At 73.6% G+C, this 22,621-nt stretch carries 22 protein-coding genes; 9 read left to right on the top strand and 13 right to left on the bottom strand.

The features are described from left to right. Positions 1-4 precede the first annotated feature (4 nt). The 6 genes from IG78_RS0101075 to IG78_RS0101050 all read right to left on the bottom strand — a co-directional run bounded on the left by IG78_RS0101075 (position 5) and on the right by IG78_RS0101050 (position 7,615). Positions 5-1,408, bottom strand: coding sequence for a sensor histidine kinase (locus IG78_RS0101075; protein WP_078964705.1), 1,404 nt, complete (start codon positions 1,406-1,408; stop codon positions 5-7). Positions 1,409-1,555: 147 nt separating this feature from the next. After that, positions 1,556-2,491, bottom strand: a complete 936-nt coding sequence (gene hemC, locus IG78_RS0101070; RefSeq protein WP_030558994.1) for a hydroxymethylbilane synthase — start codon at positions 2,489-2,491, stop codon at positions 1,556-1,558. A gap of 118 nt (positions 2,492-2,609) precedes the next feature. Next, a complete protein-coding gene (locus tag IG78_RS0101065) occupies positions 2,610-4,118 on the bottom strand; it encodes an MFS transporter (protein WP_030558992.1) in 1,509 nt (502 codons plus the stop codon). A 50-nt stretch (positions 4,119-4,168) separates the two neighbouring features. Continuing rightward, entirely contained in the window at positions 4,169-5,695 is a 1,527-nt protein-coding gene (locus tag IG78_RS0101060) for an MFS transporter (RefSeq protein WP_404827635.1), read from the bottom strand. A 191-nt stretch (positions 5,696-5,886) separates the two neighbouring features. Beyond that, positions 5,887-7,140 carry a cation:proton antiporter gene (locus tag IG78_RS0101055; RefSeq protein WP_037684679.1) on the bottom strand — a complete coding sequence of 418 codons (1,254 nt, stop codon included), beginning with the start codon at positions 7,138-7,140 and terminating at the stop codon, positions 5,887-5,889. Positions 7,141-7,144: 4 nt separating this feature from the next. Next, positions 7,145-7,615, bottom strand: coding sequence for a cation:proton antiporter regulatory subunit (locus tag IG78_RS0101050; RefSeq protein WP_030558988.1), 471 nt, complete (start codon positions 7,613-7,615; stop codon positions 7,145-7,147). A gap of 182 nt (positions 7,616-7,797) precedes the next feature. Between IG78_RS0101050 and IG78_RS0101045 the strand changes: the two genes are divergently transcribed. Further along, a complete protein-coding gene (locus IG78_RS0101045) occupies positions 7,798-8,712 on the top strand; it encodes a phosphotransferase family protein (RefSeq protein ID WP_225881894.1) in 915 nt (304 codons plus the stop codon). A gap of 365 nt (positions 8,713-9,077) precedes the next feature. Further along, a complete protein-coding gene (locus tag IG78_RS0101040) occupies positions 9,078-9,560 on the top strand; it encodes a DUF3592 domain-containing protein (protein WP_157855732.1) in 483 nt (160 codons plus the stop codon). 33 nt (positions 9,561-9,593) lie between these two features. Here the strand turns inward: IG78_RS0101040 and IG78_RS0101035 are convergent, their stop codons facing one another. Both IG78_RS0101035 and IG78_RS0101030 read right to left on the bottom strand, forming a co-directional pair. After that, complete coding sequence (locus tag IG78_RS0101035) at positions 9,594-11,135, bottom strand: ATP-dependent DNA ligase (protein WP_030558984.1); 1,542 nt, start codon at positions 11,133-11,135, stop codon at positions 9,594-9,596. Between the two features lie 95 nt (positions 11,136-11,230). Then, positions 11,231-12,547, bottom strand: coding sequence for a carboxyl transferase domain-containing protein (locus IG78_RS0101030; RefSeq protein WP_030558982.1), 1,317 nt, complete (start codon positions 12,545-12,547; stop codon positions 11,231-11,233). 307 nt (positions 12,548-12,854) lie between these two features. Here IG78_RS0101030 and IG78_RS0101025 point away from each other — a divergent pair, with 307 nt between their 5' ends. Next, a complete protein-coding gene (locus IG78_RS0101025) occupies positions 12,855-13,268 on the top strand; it encodes an SsgA family sporulation/cell division regulator (protein WP_030558981.1) in 414 nt (137 codons plus the stop codon). Between the two features lie 59 nt (positions 13,269-13,327). On the opposite strand, the gene IG78_RS0101020 is transcribed toward IG78_RS0101025, so the two are convergent. The 3 genes from IG78_RS0101020 to IG78_RS0101010 are packed head-to-tail and all read right to left on the bottom strand — an operon-like array spanning position 13,328 to position 16,893. Further along, positions 13,328-14,341: a Gfo/Idh/MocA family protein gene (locus IG78_RS0101020; RefSeq protein ID WP_030558980.1), complete on the bottom strand. Its 1,014-nt coding sequence runs from the start codon at positions 14,339-14,341 to the stop codon at positions 13,328-13,330. Beyond that, positions 14,338-15,582, bottom strand: coding sequence for a D-alanyl-D-alanine carboxypeptidase family protein (locus tag IG78_RS0101015; RefSeq protein ID WP_051852258.1), 1,245 nt, complete (start codon positions 15,580-15,582; stop codon positions 14,338-14,340). Before IG78_RS0101015 ends, IG78_RS0101020 begins: the two co-directional genes overlap by 4 nt. Before the next feature lie 36 nt (positions 15,583-15,618). Then, positions 15,619-16,893, bottom strand: a complete 1,275-nt coding sequence (locus IG78_RS0101010) for an MFS transporter (protein WP_225881893.1) — start codon at positions 16,891-16,893, stop codon at positions 15,619-15,621. 102 nt (positions 16,894-16,995) lie between these two features. Between IG78_RS0101010 and IG78_RS0101005 the strand changes: the two genes are divergently transcribed. The 4 genes from IG78_RS0101005 to IG78_RS50905 all read left to right on the top strand — a co-directional run bounded on the left by IG78_RS0101005 (position 16,996) and on the right by IG78_RS50905 (position 19,210). Further along, positions 16,996-17,742: an AraC family transcriptional regulator gene (locus IG78_RS0101005; RefSeq protein ID WP_037684772.1), complete on the top strand. Its 747-nt coding sequence runs from the start codon at positions 16,996-16,998 to the stop codon at positions 17,740-17,742. Between the two features lie 38 nt (positions 17,743-17,780). Beyond that, positions 17,781-18,374 carry a helix-turn-helix domain-containing protein gene (locus tag IG78_RS0101000; RefSeq protein WP_030558974.1) on the top strand — a complete coding sequence of 198 codons (594 nt, stop codon included), beginning with the start codon at positions 17,781-17,783 and terminating at the stop codon, positions 18,372-18,374. Positions 18,375-18,578: 204 nt separating this feature from the next. After that, positions 18,579-19,028 carry a hypothetical protein gene (locus IG78_RS41500; protein ID WP_225881892.1) on the top strand — a complete coding sequence of 150 codons (450 nt, stop codon included), beginning with the start codon at positions 18,579-18,581 and terminating at the stop codon, positions 19,026-19,028. Then, complete coding sequence (locus IG78_RS50905) at positions 18,986-19,210, top strand: GNAT family N-acetyltransferase (protein ID WP_225881891.1); 225 nt, start codon at positions 18,986-18,988, stop codon at positions 19,208-19,210. The genes IG78_RS41500 and IG78_RS50905 overlap by 43 nt, the downstream gene beginning before the upstream one ends. A gap of 56 nt (positions 19,211-19,266) precedes the next feature. Here the strand turns inward: IG78_RS50905 and IG78_RS0100990 are convergent, their stop codons facing one another. Together IG78_RS0100990 and IG78_RS0100985 are read right to left on the bottom strand one after the other, a co-directional pair. Further along, positions 19,267-19,761 (bottom strand): glutathione peroxidase, encoded by a 495-nt coding sequence (locus tag IG78_RS0100990; protein ID WP_030558972.1) that lies wholly within the window; start codon positions 19,759-19,761, stop codon positions 19,267-19,269. Between the two features lie 10 nt (positions 19,762-19,771). Further along, positions 19,772-20,614, bottom strand: a complete 843-nt coding sequence (locus IG78_RS0100985; protein WP_051852295.1) for an ABC transporter permease — start codon at positions 20,612-20,614, stop codon at positions 19,772-19,774. 105 nt (positions 20,615-20,719) lie between these two features. On the opposite strand from IG78_RS0100985, the gene IG78_RS0100980 reads away from it, so the two are divergent. Together IG78_RS0100980 and IG78_RS0100975 are read left to right on the top strand one after the other, a co-directional pair. After that, positions 20,720-21,805 carry an S-(hydroxymethyl)mycothiol dehydrogenase gene (locus IG78_RS0100980; RefSeq protein WP_030558967.1) on the top strand — a complete coding sequence of 362 codons (1,086 nt, stop codon included), beginning with the start codon at positions 20,720-20,722 and terminating at the stop codon, positions 21,803-21,805. Beyond that, positions 21,805-22,488, top strand: a complete 684-nt coding sequence (locus IG78_RS0100975; RefSeq protein WP_225881890.1) for an MBL fold metallo-hydrolase — start codon at positions 21,805-21,807, stop codon at positions 22,486-22,488. Before IG78_RS0100980 ends, IG78_RS0100975 begins: the two co-directional genes overlap by 1 nt. Positions 22,489-22,621 lie beyond the last annotated feature (133 nt).

Genomic DNA, 22,621 nt, shown 5'->3' with positions numbered 1-22,621 from the left:
GCTCTCACGCGTGCAGCGGCAGCTCGACGACGACCGTCGTCGGGCCGCCCCGCGGACTGTCCACGAGCAGCCGCCCGTCGACCGTGCGCACCCGCTGCGCCAGACCGGGGAGACCACTGCCCGCGCCCATCCGGGCGCCGCCGCGCCCGTCGTCGCTCACCCGCAGCCGCAGCACACCGTCGGCGCCCTCCGCGACGGTGATCGCCGCCCTGGCCGCACCGCTGTGCTTGATGACGTTCGTGAGCAGTTCGGCCGCGCAGAAGTAGGCGATGGTCTCGATGGCGGGGGTCGGGCGGCGCGGGATGTCCGTGCTCAGCTCCACGGGCAGCGCGCCACGTGCGGCGAGGGTCGCGAGCGCGTCGGGCAGCCCCTCGTCGAGGGCGGGCGGGTGGATGCCACGGGCCAGGTCGCGCAGTTCGGTGAGGGCTTCGGTGGCGTTGTGGTGGGCGGTGTCGACGAGGTGCCGCAGGCGGACCAGGTCAAGGGGCGGGTGTGGGGGCGGGGCGGCGGGTTCGGGGGGTGGGTCGCCGAGGTGTTCTCTGATCATGTCCAGGGTCATGGCCACCGCGACGAGCCGCACCTGCGCGCCGTCGTGCAGATCGCGCTCCACGCTCCGCAGCAGGGCGACGGAGTCGTCGACGGCGAGCGCACGCGTCGTCTCCAGGTCCCGTACCCGCTCGGCGAGGCGTCCGGGCCCGAGCAGGGCGCGCAGGAGCCACCGGTCGGCCTCCACGACGAGCCGGGTCGGCCAGGGCGCGAGCAGCAGCAGCGCGAGGCCGAGGGCGAGCGCGGCGAACGTACCGGCGAAGCCGCGCACTTCGAGGCCGCCGACCGGGACGGGGGTGAGGACGGGCATGCCGCCCACGTCGCCCGAGGTGCCCTGGCCGAAGGCGCCCCACCGCAGCGGCGCCGTGAGGTTGACCAGACCGGTCACCCACCACAGCACCGCGTACAGGCCAAGGGCGCTCACCGGCAGTTTCACCAGGACGTACGCGACGGCCCGCCACCCGGCGCCGTCCCGCAACCGGGCGTCGAGGCGCCCCACCACGCCGGAGCCCGGCCGCGGCGGCACCGGGCGCGGCAGACGCTCGCCGAGCAGCCCCGACGCGAGCCCCCGGTGCAGCGCGCCGAGCCCTCGCGCGAGCCCCAGGCACCCGAGCAGAACGAACACCCCGATCACGGCGCCCACCAGCGAGACCGTCAGGCCCGCGCCGAGGGCGAGGAGTACGGTCAGCAGGACACCGCCCGTCAGGCCGAGCGGCAGCGCGAGGAGACAGTACGCCGTCTCCGTCCAGGCACGCCGGGACAGCGGTGCGCGCAGGAACGCGGTGGCGCGTGCTCGCGGCGTGGCCGGGTGGCCGTTCTGAGGGGTGGCCCGGGGGGCGTCCCGTGTACCTGGCGGTGTCATGACGATCATGCTAGGTCCGAGGCGGGCACCGCCGTAACGCGGCTTTCCTCCCACTGGACCGGGGGTTTTCCCCCACGCCGGGGCCTGGGTCGGGAGGCCGCAGGCCCGCGCTCAGTGGGTGATCGAGTCTCAGTGGGTGATCGAGTCTCAGTGGGCGATCGAGTCGATCAGCTCCCGTGCCCCCTGCCGCAGCAGGGTCACGGCCACGGACGTGCCGAGGGTCGCCGGGTCGAGGGGACCGGCCCATTCGTGGGCGTTGAGCACCGTCTTGCCGTCGGGCGTGAACACCTTCGCGCGCAGCGACAGATCACCGCTGGGCTCGCAGCGGGCGTACCCCGCGATCGGGGAGTTGCAGTGCCCCTGGAGGACGTGCAGGAACATCCGCTCGGCGGTGGCCTCCCGCCAGGCGTCCCTGTCACCGAGACCACTGACGGCGTCGATCGTCGTGGCGTCGTCCTCGCGGCACTGCAGGGCGAGGATCCCGGCGCCGATGGGCGGACACATCGTCTCGACGGAGAGGACCTCGGAGATGTGCTCCGTCGCACCGATGCGCTCCAGGCCGGACACGGCGAGCAGCAGCGCGTCCGCTTCGCCACCGGCGAGCTTCGCGAGCCGGCGGCCCGCGTTGCCGCGCATCGGCACACAGGTCAGTTGCGGGTGGGACGCGGCGAGCTGGGCGATGCGGCGCACCGACGAGGTGCCGATGCGGCTGCCCGCGGGCAGTTCGTCGAGGGTCCGGCCCGCGGGGTCGATGAGCGCGTCCCGGATGTCGTCGCGCCGCAGGAACGCCGCGAACGTCGTGCCCGCGGGCAGCGGCCGGTCCGCCGGCACGTCCTTGACGCAGTGCACCGCGAGGTCGGCCTCCCCTGCGAGCAGCGCCGCGTCCACCTCCTTGGTGAAGGCGCCCTTGCCGCCGAGCGCGGACAGGTCGCCCATCCAGCGGTCCCCGGAGGTGGTCACGGGCAGTACCTCGGTGCGGATGCCGGGGTGGCGGGCGGCGAGTTCGGTGCGTACGCGCTCCACCTGGGCGAGGGCCATGGGCGATGAGCGGGAGACGATGCGGATCAGCTCGGGAGCGGACATGGCGTACACGATAGGGCCTTCCGCTCAAGCTTCCGCAGTGGAGGCTGCGCCAACTGGGTTGTCGGGGTCGGTGGTTGGGCCGACCGTGGTGGTTCTGGGAGAATGCGCCGCCGCCGTGTCAGCTTCGGCGGCCGCATTCCCCCGGTTCGAGGGGCGGCGATGTCACCGCCATGTTCGCTGTGCAGTGCGGGGTGTTGCCCTCGTCGCCGTGCCAGTCGTCGGGGCGCGGCCGGACGAAGGCGAGGGCCGCGAAGGCCGCAAGGGCGAACAGGGCCGCGCAGCCCCAGGCCGCCTTGCCGAACGCGCTGTCGAGGGCGTCCGGGTCGGTGTACGCGGTGCCGGTGAGGCCCACCGCGAGCGGCAGCGCGGCGACCGCCAGGAGCTGCGCGATGCGGGCCGCCGTGTTGTTGACGCCACTGGCGAGACCGGCGCGGCCCGCGTCCACCGACGCCAGGACGGTCGCCGTGAGCGGCGCCACGAACAGGCTCATGCCGAGTCCGAGGACGACGACGGCGGGCAGGATGTCGGCGGCGTACGAGGCCCCTGGGCCGATCCGCAGCATCAGAAGCACACCCGCGGCGGCGATCAGCGGGCCCGCGCACAGCGGCAGGCGGGGGCCGATCCGGCGTGCCAGGTCGCCCGCGGGCGCGGAGAGCAGCAGCATCAGGACGGTGATGGGAAGGGTGGCCGTGCCGGCCTGGAGCGCGTCGTAGCCGACCGTGGTCTGCATCTGCACGGGCAGCATGAACAGGATTCCGCCGATGGCCGCGTACAGACACAGCGTCATGGTGTTCGAGGCCGAGAACAGGCCGGAGCGGAACAGCTCCAGGGGCAGCATCGGGTTGCGGCGGCGGTGCTCGACGAGCAGGAACACCGCGCCCGCGGCGAGTCCCACGAGCCCCGGCACCACGGTCGTGACGACCGACGCGTCCCCGGAGGCGCCGATCAGCGCGAAGCTCACGCCCGCGAGGAACAGCGCGGCGAGCACCGCGCCCGGCACGTCGAACCGCTGCCCTGCCCCGGACCCGGTGGCACGGCTCTCCGGCACGTGCCGCGCCGCCACGAGGACCAGGGCCGCGAGCGGCACATTGATCAGGAAGATCCACCGCCAGCCCGGCCCGTCGATCAGCCAACCGCCGAGGAACGGGCCGACGGCGCCCGCGACGCCGCCGAGACCCGACCACGCGCCCACCGCCCTGGCCTGGTCCCGCGCCGTGAACGTCGCCCGCACCAGGGCGAGGGACCCGGGTGTGAGCAGGGCGCCGCCCACGCCTTGCAGGGCCCGCGCCGCGATCAGGGTGCCCACGTCCTGTGCGAGGCCGCACAGGGCGGAGGCGAGCGCGAACCAGATGACGCCGATGACGAGCGTGCGCCGGCGCCCGATGCGGTCGCCGAGCGCCCCGCCGAGAAGGAGCAGCGCGGACAGCGTCAGCATGTAGGCGTTGACCACCCACTGCAGCGAGGAGATGGACGCGTCCAGGTCGCGGCCGAGGGTGGGCAGGGCGACGTTGACCACGGTGCCGTCCAGCAGGGCCATGCCGGACGCCAGGACAGCGCTCGCCAGGACCCAGCGCCCCCGTGCGGAGGCCAGGGCCACACCGTCGGTGCCACCGGGCGACGTCGTCACCGGGCCCACCGCCCTCCTGACCTGATCGTCCGGGGCGCCCGCGCGCCCGCCTACATGTGGACGGCGCCGTCGTTCATGTGGCTGTCGGCGGGGCGGCCCCTGCGGTAGAGCACGACCGTGACGACGAAGCCGACGGCGAAGAATAGCGCCGACCACCAGTACGCCGTCTCATAGCTCCGCATCTGGGCCTCCGCCTGTGCCTGCGGGGTCGGTCTGCGGCCGGAGAGGTAGTTCGACGCGGCGGTCGTGGCGAGGGTGTTGAGCAGCGCGGTGCCGATCGAACCACCCACCTGCTGACTGGTGTTGACCATCGCGGACGCCACGCCCGCGTCGTGCGCGGCGACGCCCGCCGTCGCCATGCTCATCGCGGGGGCGAAGATCAGACCGAGGCCGAGACCGGCGACGAGCAGCGGCGGCAGGACGTGCAGTCCGTATCCGCTGGTGGTCTGAAGAGCCGTCAGCCACGCCATGCCCACCGCCGAGAGGGCCATGCCCAGCGGCACGATCGGCTTCGCGCCGAACCTCGGCACCAGGACGTTGGTGGTCAGGACCGACACCACGACCATCACCGCGACCATGGGCAGGAACGCGAGGCCGGTGCTGATGGGCGTGTAGTCGAGGATCTGCTGCATGTAGTACGTCAGGAACAGGAACACGCCGAACATGCCCGCACCCGAGATGAACATGGCGAGGAACGAAGCGCCCCGGTCCCGGTCGAGCACCACACGCAGTGGCAGGAGTGGATGGACGGCCCGCGTCTGCCACCAGGCGAACGCCGTCACAAGGACCCCGCCGATGGCGAGGAAACCCCAGGTCAGCGGGTCGCTCCAGGCGTGGGTCTCGGCGTTGGAGAAGCCGTAGACGATGCAGAAGAGGCCGGCGGACACCAGGACGGTGCCCGGCACGTCGAGTTTCGGCCGGTCGTCCGGGGCTCCCGGGTGCAGCAGGCGGGCGCCGCCGAGCATCGCGGCCGCCGCGAAGGCGAGGTTCACGTACAGGCACCAGCGCCAGTCCAGGTACTCCGTCAGGACGCCGCCGAGCAGCAGCCCGACCGCGGCGCCCGAGCCCGCGACGGCGCCGTAGATGCCGAACGCCTTCGCGCGTTCGCGCGGGTCGGTGAACGTCGTGGTGAGCAGGGACAGGGCCGCGGGCGCGAGGAGCGCGCCGAAGACGCCCTGCAGGGCGCGGGCGGCGACCAGCATCCCGAAGCTGGTGGCAGCGCCGCCCACCGCGGACGCCACCGCGAACCCGGCCAGGCCCGCCAGGAACACGCCCTTGCGGCCGACCAGGTCGGCGACGCGCCCGCCGAGCAGCAGCAGACTGCCGAACGCGAGGGCGTAGGCGGTGACGATCCACTGCCGGTTGCCGTCGGTGAAGCCGAGGTCGCGCTGCGCGGACGGCAGTGCGATGTTCACGATCGTCGCGTCCAGGACCACCATGAGCTGGGCGATGGCGATGACCGCGAGGATCAGCCAGCGGTGCTCGTGCTTGCCACCGGTGTGCTGCGGGGCCGCGGTGGCCGACGGGGCGGCAGTGGCGGGTGGGGCGGCAGTAGCGGGCGGGGGCGGCTGTGACACCGGCTGCGGTATGCCCTCCGGTATGCCTTCCGGTATCCCGCCCGGAACGCCTTCCGGGCCGGGGCCTCCTGAGCCGGGGCCTCCTGAGCCAAGGCCCCCTGAGCCGGGGCCTGAGCCTGGGTCGGGGCCGGGCGAACGGTCCATGGTGACCTCCAGACCCCCCGCGCCTCGAGCGACACCCCCGTCACACGCTAAGCGTCCCGCCCATGCCTCGCGACCTGGCCGGACTCTTCCGGTACGGGGGCGGGGTCCTGCGGGGGAGCACCGGAATCCCCGGCCTTGCCGCGTCCCGACACCCTCCCGGCCAGCGCCGCGAACGGCTCCGCGTAGCGGGCGGTGAGGGGGCCGATCACGACCAGGATGAGGACGTACGCCGTGGCCAGCGGGCCGAGGGACGGCTCGATGCCCGCCGGGACCGCGAGGCCCGCGATCACGATGGAGAACTCGCCGCGGGCGACGAGCGCGCCACCGGCACGCCAGCGGCCCTTGACGGAGATACCGGCACGCCGCGCCGCCCAGTAGCCGGTGGCGATCTTCGTGCACGCGGTGAGGACGGCGAGGGCGAGCGCGGGAAGGAGCACCGGCGGGATGCTCGCAGGGTCGGTGTGCAGACCGAAGAAGACGAAGAACACGGCGGCGAACAGGTCCCGCAGGGGAGCGAGCAGGCTGTGCGCGCCCTCGGCGACCTCTCCGGACAGCGCGATGCCGACGAGGAAGGCCCCCACGGCGGCGGACACCTGGAGCTGCTGCGCGATGCCCGCGACCAGGATCGTCAGGCCGAGGACCACCAGGAGCAGCTTCTCCGGGTCGTCGCTCGACACGAACCGCGAGATGACCCGGCCGTAGCGCACCGCGACGAACAGCACGAGCCCCGCGGCGCCGAGCGCGATCGCGAGGGTGAGACTGCCCGCGGCCAGGCCCACGCCCGCCAGGAGCGCGGTGATGATGGGCAGATAGACGGCCATGGCGAGGTCTTCGAGTACGAGGATGCTCAGGATGACGGGCGTCTCCCTGTTGCCGAGCCGCCCCAGGTCCCCGAGGACCTTGGCGATGACGCCCGAGGACGAGATCCAGGTGACGCCGGCGAGGACGACGGCGGCGACCGGGCCCCAGCCCATGAGGAGGGCGGCGGCCGCGCCGGGCAGCGCGTTGAGCGCGCAGTCGACGATCCCGGCCGGGTACTGGGTCTTGAGGTTGCTGACGAGGTCGCTCGCCGTGTATTCGAGGCCGAGCATCAGGAGCAGCAGGATGACGCCGATCTCGGCGCCGATGGCGACGAAGTCCTCGCTGGTGCCGAGCGGGAGCAGGCCGCCCGTACCGAAGGCCAGTCCGGCGAGGAGGTACAGCGGGATCGGGGAGAACTGGAAACGGCCCGCGAACCGGCCGAGGAGCCCGAGCGCGAGAATGATCGCGCCGAACTCGATGAGCAGGACGGCAGAGTGCATGCGCTCACTCCCGGCCGAGTATCGTGGCGGCGCTCTCGACGCCTTCCCGGGTGCCGATCACGATGAGGGTGTCCCCGCCCGCGAGCCGGAAGTCCGGGGTCGGCGAGGGGATGGCCTCGGCCCGCCGCAGCACCGCCACGACGGACGCGCCGGTCTCGGTGCGCAACTGGGTGTCACCGAGCACCCGGCCGTTCCAGTGCGAGGTCGCCGCGACCTCGATCCGCTCGGCGACCAGGCCGAGATCGGTGGTGTGCAGCAGATTGGGGCTCTGGTGCGTCGGCAGCAGCGCGTCCACGAGCGCGGCCGCCTCCCCGGAGCCGAGCCGCACCGAGAGCGCGCAGGCGTCCGGGTCGTCGGAGCGGTAGGCGCTGAGCGTCCTGCTGCCGTCCCGGTGCGCCACGACGGAAAGACGCCGCTGCTCGCGTGTGGTCAGGTCGTAGCGCATGCCGATGCCTGGCAGCGGCGTTCGGCTCATACGTGAAACGGACACAGCTCTCCCCTGGTGCGGGCGGTGCGGGTGGGTCATTTCGTGCTCATGCCACCCTATCGGTCACGATTTTGCCGATACTTGGTGGTCTGCGGATGGGCGGTGACGCTACGGGGTGCGGCGCCGGGGGAGTGCCTTGGGGGTGCGCCGTCATCGCAGGCGCGCGACGCGTGGCCGAGGAGGTGCTCGGCCGGTACGGGGCCGACGTGGCGGACGCGCGGCGCGGTCACGGCTGGACCAACCGCACCTGGCTGACCGACGACCTCGTGGTCCGCGTCGCACCCCGCCCCGAACCTGCCGACCTGCTGCGCGAGGAGCGCCTGCTGCGGCTGCTGCCCCCCGAGGTCGGCTGTCCGGTGATCGTCGAATCGGGCGTCAGCGGCGGCCATGAGTGGGTCCTGACGCGCCGGGTGCCCGGCGAGAACCTCGAAGAGGTCTGGCCCTCGCTCGACGGCGCCGCGCGCTCCCGCGCGGTGGAGCAGATGTGGGAAAGGGTGCGGCACGTCCACCGCGTCGACCCGGCGGCCGCCGCGCCGCACGCCCGCTCCCGCTCCCCGTTCTTCGCCGAGGACGCCGCCGCCGCGACGGCCGCGCTCAGCCGCGTCGTCGCGGCCGGCGGCCTCGACGACGCCGAGGCCAGGGGCCTTGCCCGGGTGCTCGACTGCTTCTGGGCCGCGCTGCCCGCGGCTCCACGCGTGCTGAACCATGGCGACTTCTGCGCCCCCAACACCCTGTGGCACGACGGACAGGTCGTCGCGCTGCTCGACTTCGAGTTCGCCGTCGTCGCCCCGAGCGCCGTCGACCTCAACGAACTCGTGAAGATCGGTTACGGCCCGGGCGACGACGACCGTGCCCCGCTGCGTGCGGTGATCCGGCGCATCGCCACGGCCGAACTGCCCGGCGCGGGCGGCCCCGACGTGCTCCTCGGACACTCCGTCATGCTGGAGATGTGGGTCCTGGAGAACGAGCTGACGGCCGAAGACCCGGACGAGAACGACCTCGCCCAGGCGACGGCGATGCTCCGCGCGTTCGCCGAGGGGGACGGCGGCTACTACGCTCCGCTGCTCGCGGACACCAGGCACTAGGGACTGTCGGACACGCCCTACTGCGGCCCCGCGATGTCGGCGACCTCGCTTGCCATGGTCGTCGTACCGGTGACGTCGGTCGTGGTGAAGCGGCCGGTCTGGAGGCGGTCGGCGGTGTCGGCGACCCACCGACGGTGCCGACGAGGTGGAGGTCCTTGACCGGGTTCTTCAGGGACTTCGTGCGCAGCGCCGCATCACGGGACGCCCGGCGCGCTGCCGGAACAGGTATCGCCGCCCGGGCCGCGGAAGTGACGGCAGATCACTCGTCCGCCGCGCCCCGGCCGGCCGCGCGTGATCGGCCGACTGTGGCGTAGCCCGGACATCGGCGTCACCCTTCCGGCACGGCGGCCGGGCACGCTGACGGCATGTCCAACACGACCACGCGGGCGCCACGCCCGCGCCCCGGGGTGAGCCGGGGCGTCAAGCGTTTCTGGGTCGGCGCGCTGCTCGTCGTCGTCGGCTCGGTCGTCGTCACCCTGTTCGGGTACGTGGGGCACTCGCGGGTGCTCAGGCTCCAGGAGCACGGTGTCTTCGTCCGGGGCACGGTCGTGGCCGTCACCACCGACGGCGACGGCCGGACCGCGCGCCTCACCGTGCGGTTCCGGCCCTCGGCCGGAGGCGACCCCGTCACCGCGGAACTGCCGACCTCGCCGCCGCTGCCGAAGGCCGAGGAAGGCCGCCCCATCGAGGTCGTGTATCACACCGACGACACCTCCGACGTGCTGACCAAGGCGCAGGTACGCAATGTGGAGCCGGACCTGAACCCGCTGTCGATCTCGGGATTCCTCGTCATGGGCGGCGGTCTGTTCGTGGTGGCGTCCGCGGCGTGGCGGCCCCGCCGCCGCTGACGGGGCGGTGCCCGGCACCCCGCTGCCGCCCGGCTACGACTCGTCGTACCGTGCGAGCACCGTCTCCACCGTGTCCGCCTCCTGCGGCGGCTTGTCCTCCCGGTAGCGCACCACCCGTGCGAACCGCAGCGTCACCCCCGCCGGGTAGCGTGTGGACCGCTGCAGCCCGTCGTAGGCGATCTCCACTACCAGCTCCGGGCGGACCCGCACCACATGCCCCTCCTCCTCGACGGCCAGCGCCCGCAGCCGCTCGGTCTGCCAGGTGAGCATCGCGTCGGTCATGCCCTTGAAGGTCTTGCCGAGCATGGTGTACGTCCCGTCGCCGCGCCGCGCCCCCAGGTGCAGGTTGGACAGCTTCCCCGTACGCCTGCCGTGCCCCCACTCGGCCGCGAGGACCACCAGGTCCAGGGTGTGCACTGGCTTGACCTTGAGCCAGGAAGCGCCCCGGCGGCCCGCGCTGTAGGGGGCGTCGAGCCCCTTCAGGACCGCGCCTTCGTGGCCGCGCGCCAGCGTCTCGGCGAAGAACGCGTCGGCGGCCCCGCGCGCCTCCTCGTCGGCGGGGTCGGGCACCAGCGTGCGGCGGACCCGCATGGGTTCGGGCACCAGGCGCGTGAGGCGGACGTGCCGCTCCCGCAGGGGCAGGTCGAGGAGGTCCTCGCCGTCGGCGGACAAGGCGTCGAAGAAGACCGGGGACAGCGGCAGCTCGGCGGCTGCCGTGGCCACGTCGAGCCGGGACCCCACCCGCCCGGCGATGTCCTGGAAGGACCGCGGCCGCCCGTCGGGCCCGAGCGCGATGACCTCGCCGTCCAGAATGAAGTGCTCGCCCGCCAACTCCTGTACGGCGGACGTCACTTCCGGCAGCCGGGCGGTGATGTCGTCGAGCGTACGGGTGTAGACGCGTACGTCGGATCCGTCGCGGTGCACCTGGACGCGGATGCCGTCCAGCTTCTCCTCGACGGCACACGGGCCCAGCTTCTCGATGCCCTCGCCCACGGACGGCGCGCTGTGCGCCAGCATCGGCTGCACGGGACGGCCCACCGTCAGCCGGAACTCGTCGAGCGCCTCCGGCCCGCGTGCGAGCAGCGCCCGCGCGACCGGGGCGAGCGCCCCCGCCAGCATCACCGCGCGCCGCACCGGCGCGGCCTGCGCCCCGGTGGCACGCGCGAGCCCCTCCGCGGCCACGGCGTCCAGGGCGCCCTGACGCACCTCCCCGGTCAGCAGTCCCAGCAGGAAACGCTGTTCCACCTCCGTGGCCGCACCGAGCAACTCCTGTGCGAGGCGCCTGCGTTCGCCCTGCGCGCCCGGCCCCGCCACCCCGGCGAGCGCGGTGAGGGCGGAGTCCACGTCCCCCACGGTGAGCGTCGGCACCGCCGCCGGGGCGACGGGGTCCTTCAGGGCGTTCCACCCCACTCCGATGCGGCCCTGCGGCAGCCGTCCGGCGAGATAGGGGATGACCAGCGGTACGTCGTCTGGCTCCGCCGCCCGGAACAGCTCGGCCAGAAGTTCGATCTTCAGTGACCGCGCGGACGTCGCGGCCACGCCCTTGGACACCTCCGCCACCCGGACAAACAACATGCGGCCATCCTGCAACGCGGGACCCGATCCCGCACGGCACGGGACGGGGCGGACCGCGTGGGGCGGGGCCCGCCCGTGGGCGGCGGTGGGCGGTGTCAGCGCGGCACGACTCCGCGTACGACGCCGAGCTCCACCAGGTCCTGTGGCCGCAGCCGCAGCCGTCCTGCCAGGTCCGGGACGTCCTCGTGCGGGAGCTTCAGGATGGCGGCCGCGGCCTCGGGGCCGATGACCGAGAAGTAGCTGTCCGGCGTGGCCCAGGTGTCGGCGGGCGCGGCGAGGGCCAGGGCGCCGCCCGAGCCGCCCTCGCCGATCACCAGGGACGTGACGGGGACGCGCGCGGCGGCCACCGCCGCGAAGACGTCCGCGATGGCCGCGCCCGCGCCCGCCCGCTCCGCCGCCGCGTCGTTGGCCGCGCCGGGGGTGTCGACGAGGGTGAGGACGGGCACCGACAGCCGGTCGGCGAGGCGGATGAGGCGGGCCGCGGTGCGGTACCCGGCCGGGCGGGTGGGCGTGCCGGTCTGGGCGGCGTACGCGACCGCCCGGCCCGCGCGCAGTCCGAAGCCGCACAGCACGGTGTCGTCCGCGCCGCCGCAGCGGTCGCCGCTCAGCGGTTCGCGGACGTCGAAGTAGGCGTCCAAGTAGGCCTCGGCGCGCGGACGTCCGGCGGCGCGGGCCCGGTGCACCGCGTCCCAGCCGGTGGCGGGCAGGGCCGTGGCGCCGAGGGCGCGCGGCGGCTCGGGCGCGCCGGTCGCGGGCGTGGTGAGCAGCCGCAGCCAGCGGCCGAGGCGGGCGGGCAGCAGCTCCGGCGCGACGACGGCGTCGATCGCGCCCGCGGCGAGCTGGGCCTCCGCCGTGTACGCGGCCGGGTCCGCGTCCGGCGGTCTGACCCGCGACCCCGCGAAGCCCACCTGCGCGCCGGGCTGTGCGAGGACGATGTCGGCGCCCGCGCCGAGCGTGGCCCAGCCGCCGCCCGTCGTAGGGTCGCGCACCACCGCGATCTGGGGCAGTCCGGCCGCGCGGTTCAGCACCGACTGGGCCGCCACGCGCTGGAGCTGGTGCAGGGCGCGCATGCCCTCCTGCATGCGGCTGCCGCCGGTCGCGATGAGGGAGACGAGCGGCAGGCCCCGTTCGCGAGCGGCCGTGTAGGCCGCCTCCAGCCGGTCTCCGGTGCGTTCACCGAGCGAGCCGCCCAGATACCGGAAGTCGAAGGACACCAGGACGGCCGTCTCGCCCGCGACCGTCGCGGTCCCCGCGATCACCGATTCCGTCTCTCCCGTACGCTCACGCGCGACGGCCCGCGCGTCGTCGTACCCCGCCCACGCCAGCGGGCCGTCCGGCCGCCCTGCCCGCGACGGGTACGGCAGTTCGGCGAAGTCCGACGCCACGGCGGCGACGGCCGCCCGCGCGGACACACGGCCCGGAGCGCGGGATGGCCCCGCGGGCGGCTGGGGCGACGAAGACAGCGAAAAAGGGGACACGCCTCGTACTCCTACCCCCTCGCCCCGCGTTCGTCGAGAACCCACTGGCGCCACGCACGCCCTCAGCCCTGGCGAGCGGGGGCAGGAACGTGCCCGTACCGCCGGACGTGAAGACCAGCAGCGCCGGTCCCACCAGGGCGGGAGTGGTGTAGGTCACACGGATCTCTTCGTGCGCTTGCGTAATACGGGCACCCGGAACGGGGTCGAAGGGGCAAGGAAGCAGGAGAAGTGGAGAACGACCATGGCCGTCACGCTCGAACAGTCCGCCCGTGCCCGTCTGATCACCCCCGAGGGGCGTGAACGGACCATCCCCGTGACGCTGCGCTACACCGCGGCCGACCCGCTCGCCGTGCAGATCTCCTTCCCGCCCGAGGTGTCCCTGGACGGCGCCGAGGTCACCTGGGTCTTCGGCCGCGGCCTGCTCGAAGCCGGTCTCAGCGCGCCCGCGGGCACCGGGGACGTGCACATCTGGCCGTGCGGCCGGGCGCGCACGGTTCTGGAGTTCCACGCGGTCCACGGTCTTGCCCTCGTCCAGTTCGACCGCGCCGCCCTGCGCCGGTTCCTGATGCGGTCGTACGCCGTGGTGGGCGCGGGCGACGAAGAGGCGGACAGCGACCTGGACCGCGGTCTCCACCAGCTCCTCGGCGGGGTGTGAACGGCAGGGACACGGCGGTACGGTGACGCCGGGGCGGGCAGGCCGTGCGAGCCGACGGCTCAGCGGTAGAAGGCGGGGCGCTCCGCGAGGCCGACCTCGACCCGGCCGCCGTCGACGAGCGCCCGCACCCCCGCCTCGGCGACGGCCGCCGCCGCGTATCCGTCCCACGCGCTCGGCCCCGTCACCCGGCCCACGCGCGCGTCCGCCACCCACTCGCGCACCTCGCGGTCGTAGGCGTCGGCGAACCGCACCACGTAGTCCTGCGCGATCTCCCGCTGGGCGCGGCCCGCGGACCGCACCACCATCGCGGGCTCGTCGCCGATGCGGGCGCTGCCTTTCTCGCCGACCGCCTCGCAGACGACCTCGTAGCCGAAGCCGCAGTTGACGAAGATCTCCACGTCCACGACGGCACCGGCGTCCGTCTCGAAGAGCACGAGCTGCGGATCCTGCAGACCGGCGGGGGCACTCGCCGACGGGCGCGGCCTGATCACGGTCACCGCGGTCACCTCCTGACCGAGGAGCCAGCGGGCCGCGTCGATCTCGTGCGACACCGAGCTGGAGATCAGCATCGCGGAGGTGAAGTGCGGGGGCGAGGCAACATTGCGATGCCGGCAATGCAGCATCAGGGGTCGGCCGATGCCGCCGGAGTCGAGAAGCGCCTTCAGCCGCAGGTACTCGGCGTCGTAGCGGCGCATGAACCCCACCTGGATCAGCCGCCGCCCGCCGCGGGCCTCCGCCGCCACCACGCGCAGCGCGGCCGCGGCGTCGTGCGCGAGCGGCTTCTCGCACAGCACCGGCAGACCGCGATCGAGCGCGGCGAGCAACGCCTCCTCGTGCGCGTGGTCGGGCGAGGCCACGAGCACCGCGCCCACGCCGGGCTCCGCGATCGCGGCGAGCGCGTCGGCGTGCACGCGTACACCGCCGAGCCCGGCCACGGCGGCACCTGCCCGCGCCCGGTCGGGGTCCGCGACGGTCACCACGTGGGCCCCGACCACGGACCGCGCGAGGCGCCGTACGTGATCGGCGCCCATGTGGCCCGCACCGAGCACGGCCACCCCCAACGACTCGCTCACCGGATGAACTCCCCTCCCGCGGCCCCGCGTCGGGCCACCGTAGCCGCTCGCCGGCGCACGAGCACCAGGCACCCGACGAGAACGGCCGCCGAGCCCACGGCGACAAGCACCAGGGCGGGCCAGTCCGAGTCTTCGGACCGTCCTGACGGCACGATCGCGGCCGCCGCGCTGCGCAGGTCCCGGTCCGGGGCCTTGCGCGGCTTGGCGGGCAGCAGCGACCCCACCGGCTGTACGCGGCCGACCGCGGTGAAGCCCCAGTCCAGCAGCGACCTGGCCTCCTCGTACACGCTGAAGCCGCCCCCGCTCGGGTTCATCACCGTCACGAGCACGGTGCGGGTGCCACGGTGGGCCGCGGCGATGAGGGTGTGCCCGGCGCCGCTGGTGTAACCGTTCTTGACGCCGATCAGACCGGGGTAGCGGTCCACGCCGTCCGCGCCCGTGAGGAGGCGGTTGGTGTTCTGGATGGGGTACGACCACCTGCCGTGCGGGAAGCGCGCCCGCACCGTCGAGCAGTAGCGGGCGAACTGGGGATCGGCGAGACCGGCCCGGCCGAACACCGCGAGGTCGAACGCGGACGACACCTGGCCGGGGGCGTCGTAGCCGTCGGGCGAGACCACATGGGTGTCCCTGGCGCCGAGCTCGCGGGCCTTGGCCTGCATCTGCCGCACGGTGCGCCCCCAGCCGCCGTTCATCTCGGCGAGGACGTGCACCGCGTCGTTGCCCGAGCTGAGGAACACCCCGCGCCACAGGTCCGCGACCCGGTACCGGCGCCCCGCGTCGACGCCCACCAGGCTGCTGCCGCCGCCGACCTCGCGGAGTTCGTGGTCGGTGACCGTGTGCGGGGTGTCCGGGTGCAGCCGGGGCAGTGCCGTCAGGGCGAACAGGGACTTGAGGGTGGACGCGGGCCGCAGTCTGCGGTGCGCGTTGTGCGCGGCGAGCACCTCGCCCGTGCGGGCGTCGGACACCAGCCAGGAGCGGGCGGTCAGGTCACTGGGGGCCCGCGGGACGCCCACTGCCGGGCGCACCTGGGTACCGGGCCGGTCGAGCAGGGACGAGGAGTACGCGGGCAGCGGCTTCGGCGGCGCGGGCTCGGTGGCGACGGCCGGTACCGAAGGGCCGACCACCGGTGCCGACAGGCCGACCGCCGGTGCCGACAGGCAGACCGAGGCGCCGGTGGCGAGGGCCGCGGCGCGCAGGACGGTGGCGCGCCCGAGCGGACGCGAAAGGTACCTGGTGACCATTCAGCCACCGTAGAAGCGGGCTCCCAACTGCGCAGATCAGCTTGGCCCGGGTGGATGTATCGCGCCGGGCGCGGAGCGCACACGCGCCGGTGGTTCGTAGCAGGGCGCCGCGTCCGTGGCGGGAACGGCTTCCGCCACGAGGCCCGCTTCCGCCACGGGTCCCGCTTCCGGCATGGCGGGCTCGCGCAGGGGTCGCAGCAGCAGCCAGCCCACGGCGGGCAGGACGATCAGGGGCGCCAGGGCGATCTGGAGGGACGTCGTGTCCGCGAGGACACCGATGGCGGGGCTCGCCACGCCACCGACGCTGACGGTCAGCCCCAGCGTCACACCGCCGGCGGTGCCCACGCGCCGCGGCAGGTAGTCCTGGCCGAGCGTGACATGCAGGGAGAAGGGCACGTACAGACCCGCGGAGGTGACTGCGACGAACAGGTACAGGAGGGGGCCGGGGACGAGGACGACTCCGGCGACGGCGAGCACGCTCAGCGCGTACGACCACTTCACCACCGTGACGCGGCTGTGCCGGGTGGCGAGCCGACCACCGACGACCGTGCCGACCGCGCCGCCGAGATAGAGCACGAACAGCGCGACCGTACCGGCGAACTCACCGCCGGAGGTGCGCTCACGTACGTACAGCGCGATGAAGGCGCTCAGGCCGACGAAGACGATCGAGCGGCACACCACGGCACCGGAGAGACGCAGGAAGGAGGGCCAGTCGTCGTGGCCGCCGGCGTCGCCGCCCCGGGCGGCGGCCGTGGCCGTGCCCGGCGCCCTGAGCGCGCGCAGCGCCAGCGCGCACAGGGCCGTGCCCGCGACCGCCGGCACGACGAGCAGCGGGGACGCGCCCAGGCCGCCGGTCGCGCCCACGGCGGCGACCAGCAGCGGCGCCGTCGCGAAGCCGACGTTGCCGCCCAGGGAGAACCAGCCCATCGCGGTGTGGCTGCCCCGGCTCGCGACGCGCGCCATACGGGCGGCCTCGGGGTGGTACGCCGCGACGCCGATCCCGGAGACGGCGACGACCGCCAGTGTGAGCGCGTAGGAGCCGCCGACGCCGCTGAGCGCCACGCCCGCGCCGCCCACCAGTGAACTCACCGGCAGCAGCCACGGCATCGCCCACTTGTCGGTGAGCGCCCCGAACAGGGGCTGCACCACGGACGAGAGAAGCGAGGCGGCGAGGACGATGCCGGACGCGGCGGCGTAGGAGTAGGCGCGCTCGGACACGAAGAACGGTACGAGGGCGGCGACCGAGCCCTGGTACACGTCCACGCAGGCGTGACTGAGGGACAGCAGGGTGAGGGGTTTGTTTGTGGACACCGGTCGATCGTCGCCACCGTGACCGCTGTCGGGCTTCCGATAAAGTGCCAGCCTGTAGCGATTATCCGCCAAGTGAACGCGCATACGCACGGAGGTGCCGTGCTGGAAGCCGTCCGTCACACCCCCAAGGCGCCGACCCACGTCCGGCACCTGGCCGCCGGTGAGCGCATCGACGCCCACCGGCACGACGACCACCAGATCGTGCTGCCGGGCTCCGGGGTCGTCGCCGTCACCACGGAGGCCGGTACGTGGTTCGCGCCGGGCAACCGCGCCATCTGGGTACCCGCGGGCACCGTCCACGCCCACCGCGCGCACGGCCGTCTGAACGCGCACTTCGTCGGCCTGCCCGCCGACGAGAACCCGCTGCGCCTGAACGCCCCCACGGTCCTGACCGTCAGCCCGCTGCTGCGGGAGCTGATCATCGAGTACACGCGCGTGCCCGCCGCCACCGGCCCCGAACGCGGTCGGCTGCGCGCCGTCCTGCTCGACCAACTGCGGGCGTCGCCGCAGCAGCCGATGCAACTGCCCACGCCCACCGACCCCCGCCTCGCGGCCGTCTGCTCGCTCGTCCACGACCACCCCGCCGACCCCCGCACGCTCGCCGCCCTCGGGGCCGCGACCGGAGTCGGCGAGCGCACCCTCAGCCGTCTCTTCCGCGCCGAACTGGGCATGACGTTCCCGCAGTGGCGCACCCAGTCCCGCCTGTACCACGCCCTGCGGATGCTCGCGGACGACACTCCCGTCACGAGCGTCGCCCACCGCTGCGGCTGGTCGTCGACGAGCGCGTTCATCGACGTCTTCCGGCGGTCGTTCGGTTACACGCCGGGCACCCACAACCGCCGCCCCTGACCGCACGCCGCCGCCCGGCGGGTGCTTAGGATGCCGTCATGGCTGCTCCGGACCCCTCGACCCCTCCCTCCGCACGGGATCCGGAACTCGGCTTCCCGCCGCCGGGCGCGGTGCTGCACCGGCTGCGGACGCAGCGCGGCATGTCGCTGCGTCAGGTGGCCGCGGAGTGCGGGCTCTCGGTGTCCTTCCTGGCCGCCCTGGAGCGCGGCGAGACCGACATCGCCCTCGAGCGCCTCGGCCGCCTCGCCAAGGTCTTCGACCACGACGTCGGCTCGTTCCTCGGCTTCTCGCGCGGCCGGGCCACCCCCTCGCTGTTCCCGCGCGAGGACCAGGAGACGCTGCGACGCGCGCCCGGCGTCGTCTATCGCGTCCTGCGCTCGCCGGAGCTCGGCTACCAGGTCGTCACGGGAGACTTCGACCCCGGCTGCGGCCTCACCGAAGACCTGCAGCACGAGGGCACGGACCTCGTCACGGTCACCCGCGGCACCCTCGTGGCCCGCTACAACGGCGTGGACCACCGGCTGCGCGCCGGGGACTGCATCCAGTGGTCGGCCGGCCACCCGCACACGTTCCGCAACGACGGCGAGGAACCGGCGCAGATAGTGGCAGTGCTCTTCTCCAGCCTCTACTGAGGACCGACTGCTCCACCCCACAGCCGCCACCGCGGACCGCACCGCTGCTCGCTCCGTACTCGAACACTCTCCCGCTGAGCGATATTCTGGACTAGAGTTCAATTTATCGCACACATGTCACACGCATGCCGTACGTCTGCCGTACGTCCGCCGTACGCAAGGCGCACACGTATCGCATATGTACGCATATTCCGGGAGGGACGCATGGTCGAGGAACTGATGAGGACCTGGGCGGCGGGCTGGGCCGTGTCGCGGGGGAGGCCCACGCCGGAGGAACGGCCCTGGGGGCTGTATGTGCGGGTGGGCAAGGAGGACCAGGTCGCGCGACACGTGCTGACCGCGCCGGACGCGACCATGGTGCGCGCGGCGGCCGCGTCGGTCGATGTGCCGCACACCTGGCTCAAGGTGCCGGCCGAGCCACCGGCGGCAGAGCCATGGCTTCCCGCGGGCTGGATCGTCGACGAGGAGGAGTCGGGCCACCTGATGGCCACCGGGCTCCGGCGCTCGGGGCGGTCGGCGCCGGAGGGCTACACGCCGTCGGCCGACACGCAGGACGGCGTGGTCCTGATAGAGGTTCACGACGGCGCGGGCACGCTCGCGGCCCAGGCCAGATGGCCGTCCTCGGCGAGACCGTCGTCGTCGACCGGGTCGTGACCCATGAGCCGCACCGCCGCCGCGGCCTCGGCGGCTTCGTCATGGGCGCCCTCACCGACGAGGCCCTGAACCGCGGCGCGACCCTCGGCGTGCTCGGCGCCACCGAAGACGGCCGTGCCCTGTACGAGACCTTGGGCTGGCGTCGGCACGTGGCGCTCGCGGCGTGCATCTACCGGCCCTGAGCCGGGGCGCCGGGCGCCCGCGCGTCCGCCGCGCGGGCGCACCGCGCCGGACAGGTCTAGGCGGTCGGCAGGTTCGCCTCGACGGCGGAGACGAGCTCGGGGGCGTCGGGCTCGGTCTGCGGGGAGAAGCGGGCGACGACCTCGCCGTCGGCGGAGATCAGGAACTTCTCGAAGTTCCAGCGGATGTCCCCGGTGTGGCCCTCCGCGTCGGCCGTCGGCACGAGCCGCTCGTACAGGGCGTGCCGCGCGTCGCCGTTCACCTCCACCTTCTCCGTCATCGGAAACGTCACACCGTACGTGGCGGAGCAGAACTCGGCGATCTCCTGCGACGTGCCGGGCTCCTGGCCCATGAACTGGTTGCAGGGAACGCCGAGAACGGTGAAGCCGCGCTTCGCGTACTGCTCGTGCAGGCGCTCGAGCCCGGCGTACTGAGGCGTGAGCCCGCACTTGGAGGCAACGTTGACGATCAGGACGGCTTGGCCCCGGTACTGGGAGAGGTTGGCGGGTCCGCCCTGGAGGCTGTCGATTTCAATCGCGTCGTAAACAGACATGCTGCGGAGCTTACGGCCCCGCCTTGCGCCGTACCACGCTCGCACGTGCGACTTCTCCGCGCCGGTTTCGGGCGGGGTCCGGCTCGCGGTGCAGCTTCCCGTACGCGATGAGCTCCACGGTCACCGCGACGGCCACCGCCTGCACCGCCATCAGGGCGATGAGCACGAAGAGCTGCACGGCGCCCGCCTGCACGGGCGACGCCCCGCCGAGCAGCATGCCGACGAACGCGCCGGGCAGTGTGACGAGGCCGACCGTGCGGGTCTGGTCGAGGCCGGGCAGGAGCGCGTCGGAGGCGGCGGGGCGGACGACCTCCAGGCGGGCGTCGCGCTCCGGCAGGCCGATCGCGAGGCCCGCCTCGAACTCGCCGAGGCGGATGTGCAGTTCGTCGAGGGAGCGACGGCCGCCGAGGACCGTCGCGGTGAGCGCGCCGCCGATGAGGATGCCGGTCACCGGGATCATCGCGATGCCGTCGACGGGCACGAGACCCGTGAGCGTGAGGGCCGCGACGACCGGCACCACGGGCACGGCGAGGGGCAGGGCCGCCCACCACCAGGTGGCGTTCGGGGTGATGCGGCGCCCGGCGGTGCGCGTGGCGACGGCGAACATCAGCAACAGGAAGGCGTACAGCGCGGCTCCGTGGTGCGCCACCCAGCCGATCAGCAGGGACACCGCGCCGAGCTGGGCGGCGGCCCGCACCCCGGCCACGACGACCTCACGGGAGCGGCCCCGCGACGCGTCGGGCGAGAGCCGGGACACCGCGGCCGCCGTCGCCGCGACGAGCAGCAGCACCACCAGTGCGACTGCGAGCGCGGCGTTCACGGGCAGCAGCGTCTGAGCAGCGAATACGCGCACGTCCACACCCTAGGTGCGCGGAGCCGTAGGCTCCTCGTACCGGCGTCCGCCCCTCGTGGCGGCCGTGCCGGACGGACGTACGCAGGAGAGAGAAGGGCGAGAGTCATGGCGCAGCAAGTGCGGGGCGTGGTCGCACGGGCGAAGGGTGAGCCGGTGCGGATCGAGACGGTCACCGTGCCCGACCCGGGGCCGGGCGAGGCCGTGGTGAAGGTCCAGGCGTGCGGGGTCTGCCACACTGACCTGCACTATCGCGAGGGCGGCATCAACGACGAGTTCCCGTTCCTGCTCGGGCACGAGGCGGCGGGCGTCGTGGAGTCGGTGGGCGACGGCGTCACCGAGGTCGCGCCCGGCGACTTCGTGATCCTCAACTGGCGTGCCGTGTGCGGGCAGTGCCGTGCCTGTCTGCGCGGACGCCCGCAGTACTGCTTTGACACCCACAACGCGAAGCAGAAGATGACCCTGGCCGACGGCACCGAGCTGGCGCCCGCGCTCGGCATCGGGGCGTTCGCGGAGAAGACGCTCGTCGCGGCCGGGCAGTGCACCAAGGTGGACCCGGCGGCCTCCCCGGCCGCGGCGGGCCTGCTCGGCTGCGGGGTGATGGCGGGGCTCGGTGCCGCCATCAACACCGGCGGCGTGGGCCGCGGCGACTCCGTCGCGGTCATCGGCTGCGGCGGCGTCGGCAACGCCTCCGTCGTCGGCGCCCGCCTCGCAGGCGCGGCGAAGATCATCGCCGTCGACATCGACGACCGCAAGCTGGAGACCGCGCGCCGTCTCGGTGCCACCCACACCGTCAACTCCCGCTCCGCGGACCCCGTCGAGGCCGTCCGCGAACTGACCGGCGGGTTCGGGGCCGACGTCGTCATCGAGGCGGTCGGCCGCCCGGAGACGTACGAGCAGGCCTTCTACGCCCGGGACCTGGCGGGCACGGTCGTCCTGGTCGGCGTGCCGACGCCGGACATGCGCATCGACCTGCCGCTGCTCGACGTCTTCGGCCGCGGCGGCGCGCTGAAGTCGAGCTGGTACGGGGACTGCCTGCCCTCGCGCGACTTCCCGATGCTCATCGACCTCTACCGTCAGGGGCGGCTCGACCTCGACGCGTTCGTGACCGAGACGATCGCGCTCGACGAGGTCGAGAAGGCCTTCGAGCGGATGCACCACGGCGACGTGCTGCGTTCGGTGGTGGTGTTCTGATGGCCGCCGCCGACGCCGAGTCCATGGGTTCCCCGTCCCGGTCGCGGGGCGGCGGTGCCGCGCGCGTCGACCATCTCGTCACCTCCGGCACGTTCTCGCTCGACGGCGGGACGTGGGACGTCGACAACAACGTCTGGATCGTCGGCGACGACCACGAGGCCGTCGTCATCGACGCGGCGCACGACGCCGAGGCCATCGCGGCCGCCCTGGGTGAGCGGCGCCTCGTCGCCATCGTGTGCACGCACGCCCACGACGACCACGTCGACGCCGCACCGGCCCTCGCCGCCCGCACCGGCGCCCCGATCCTGTTGCACCCCGACGACCTGGAACTGTGGAAGCTCACCCACCCGGACCGCGCACCCGACGGTGGACTGGCCGACGGGCAGGAGCTGACCGTGGCCGGGACGGTGCTGCGGGTGCTGCACACCCCCGGTCACTGCCGCGGCGCCGTCAGCCTGTACGCGCCGTCGCTCGGCACCGTCTTCACCGGTGACACGCTCTTCGCGGGCGGACCCGGCGCGACGGGCCGCTCCTTCAGTGACTTCCCGACCATCGTGGAGTCCATCCGCGGACGGCTCCTGACGCTGCCCCCGGAGACGGTGGTGCGCACCGGGCACGGTGACAGCACGACGATCGGCGCGGAGGCGCCGCATCTGGAGGAGTGGATCGCACGCGGGCACTAGGGCGTGTCCGCCCCTGTCTTCGCCACGAACCGCTGCTTTTGCTGCGACGGCGCTTGGGCCGTCCTCGACTTTCGTTCGGGGGCGGCCTTCGTCGTGCACACCACACCCGCACGCCTGCTGGCAGCGCGACACG

It is taken from the genome of Streptomyces aureocirculatus, assembly GCF_000720475.1.
GTDB lineage: Bacteria > Actinomycetota > Actinomycetes > Streptomycetales > Streptomycetaceae > Streptomyces > Streptomyces aureocirculatus.
This window is presented reverse-complemented; position numbering and strand designations above follow the sequence as displayed.

What these genes read in the sequence shown, in the direction of transcription:
- IG78_RS0101075 (WP_078964705.1), bottom strand. Translation starts at nt 1,408, where the DNA reads ATGACACCGCCAGGTACACGGGACGCCCCCCGGGCCACCCCTCAGAAC.
- hemC (WP_030558994.1), bottom strand. Translation starts at nt 2,491, where the DNA reads ATGTCCGCTCCCGAGCTGATCCGCATCGTCTCCCGCTCATCGCCCATG.
- IG78_RS0101055 (WP_037684679.1), bottom strand. Translation starts at nt 7,140, where the DNA reads ATGCACTCTGCCGTCCTGCTCATCGAGTTCGGCGCGATCATTCTCGCG.
- IG78_RS0101050 (WP_030558988.1), bottom strand. Translation starts at nt 7,615, where the DNA reads ATGAGCCGAACGCCGCTGCCAGGCATCGGCATGCGCTACGACCTGACC.
- IG78_RS0101040 (WP_157855732.1), top strand. Translation starts at nt 9,078, where the DNA reads ATGTCCAACACGACCACGCGGGCGCCACGCCCGCGCCCCGGGGTGAGC.
- IG78_RS0101035 (WP_030558984.1), bottom strand. Translation starts at nt 11,135, where the DNA reads ATGTTGTTTGTCCGGGTGGCGGAGGTGTCCAAGGGCGTGGCCGCGACG.
- IG78_RS0101025 (WP_030558981.1), top strand. Translation starts at nt 12,855, where the DNA reads ATGGCCGTCACGCTCGAACAGTCCGCCCGTGCCCGTCTGATCACCCCC.
- IG78_RS0101015 (WP_051852258.1), bottom strand. Translation starts at nt 15,582, where the DNA reads ATGGTCACCAGGTACCTTTCGCGTCCGCTCGGGCGCGCCACCGTCCTG.
- IG78_RS0101000 (WP_030558974.1), top strand. Translation starts at nt 17,781, where the DNA reads ATGGCTGCTCCGGACCCCTCGACCCCTCCCTCCGCACGGGATCCGGAA.
- IG78_RS41500 (WP_225881892.1), top strand. Translation starts at nt 18,579, where the DNA reads ATGGTCGAGGAACTGATGAGGACCTGGGCGGCGGGCTGGGCCGTGTCG.
- IG78_RS50905 (WP_225881891.1), top strand. Translation starts at nt 18,986, where the DNA reads ATGGCCGTCCTCGGCGAGACCGTCGTCGTCGACCGGGTCGTGACCCAT.
- IG78_RS0100990 (WP_030558972.1), bottom strand. Translation starts at nt 19,761, where the DNA reads ATGTCTGTTTACGACGCGATTGAAATCGACAGCCTCCAGGGCGGACCC.
- IG78_RS0100980 (WP_030558967.1), top strand. Translation starts at nt 20,720, where the DNA reads ATGGCGCAGCAAGTGCGGGGCGTGGTCGCACGGGCGAAGGGTGAGCCG.
- IG78_RS0100975 (WP_225881890.1), top strand. Translation starts at nt 21,805, where the DNA reads ATGGCCGCCGCCGACGCCGAGTCCATGGGTTCCCCGTCCCGGTCGCGG.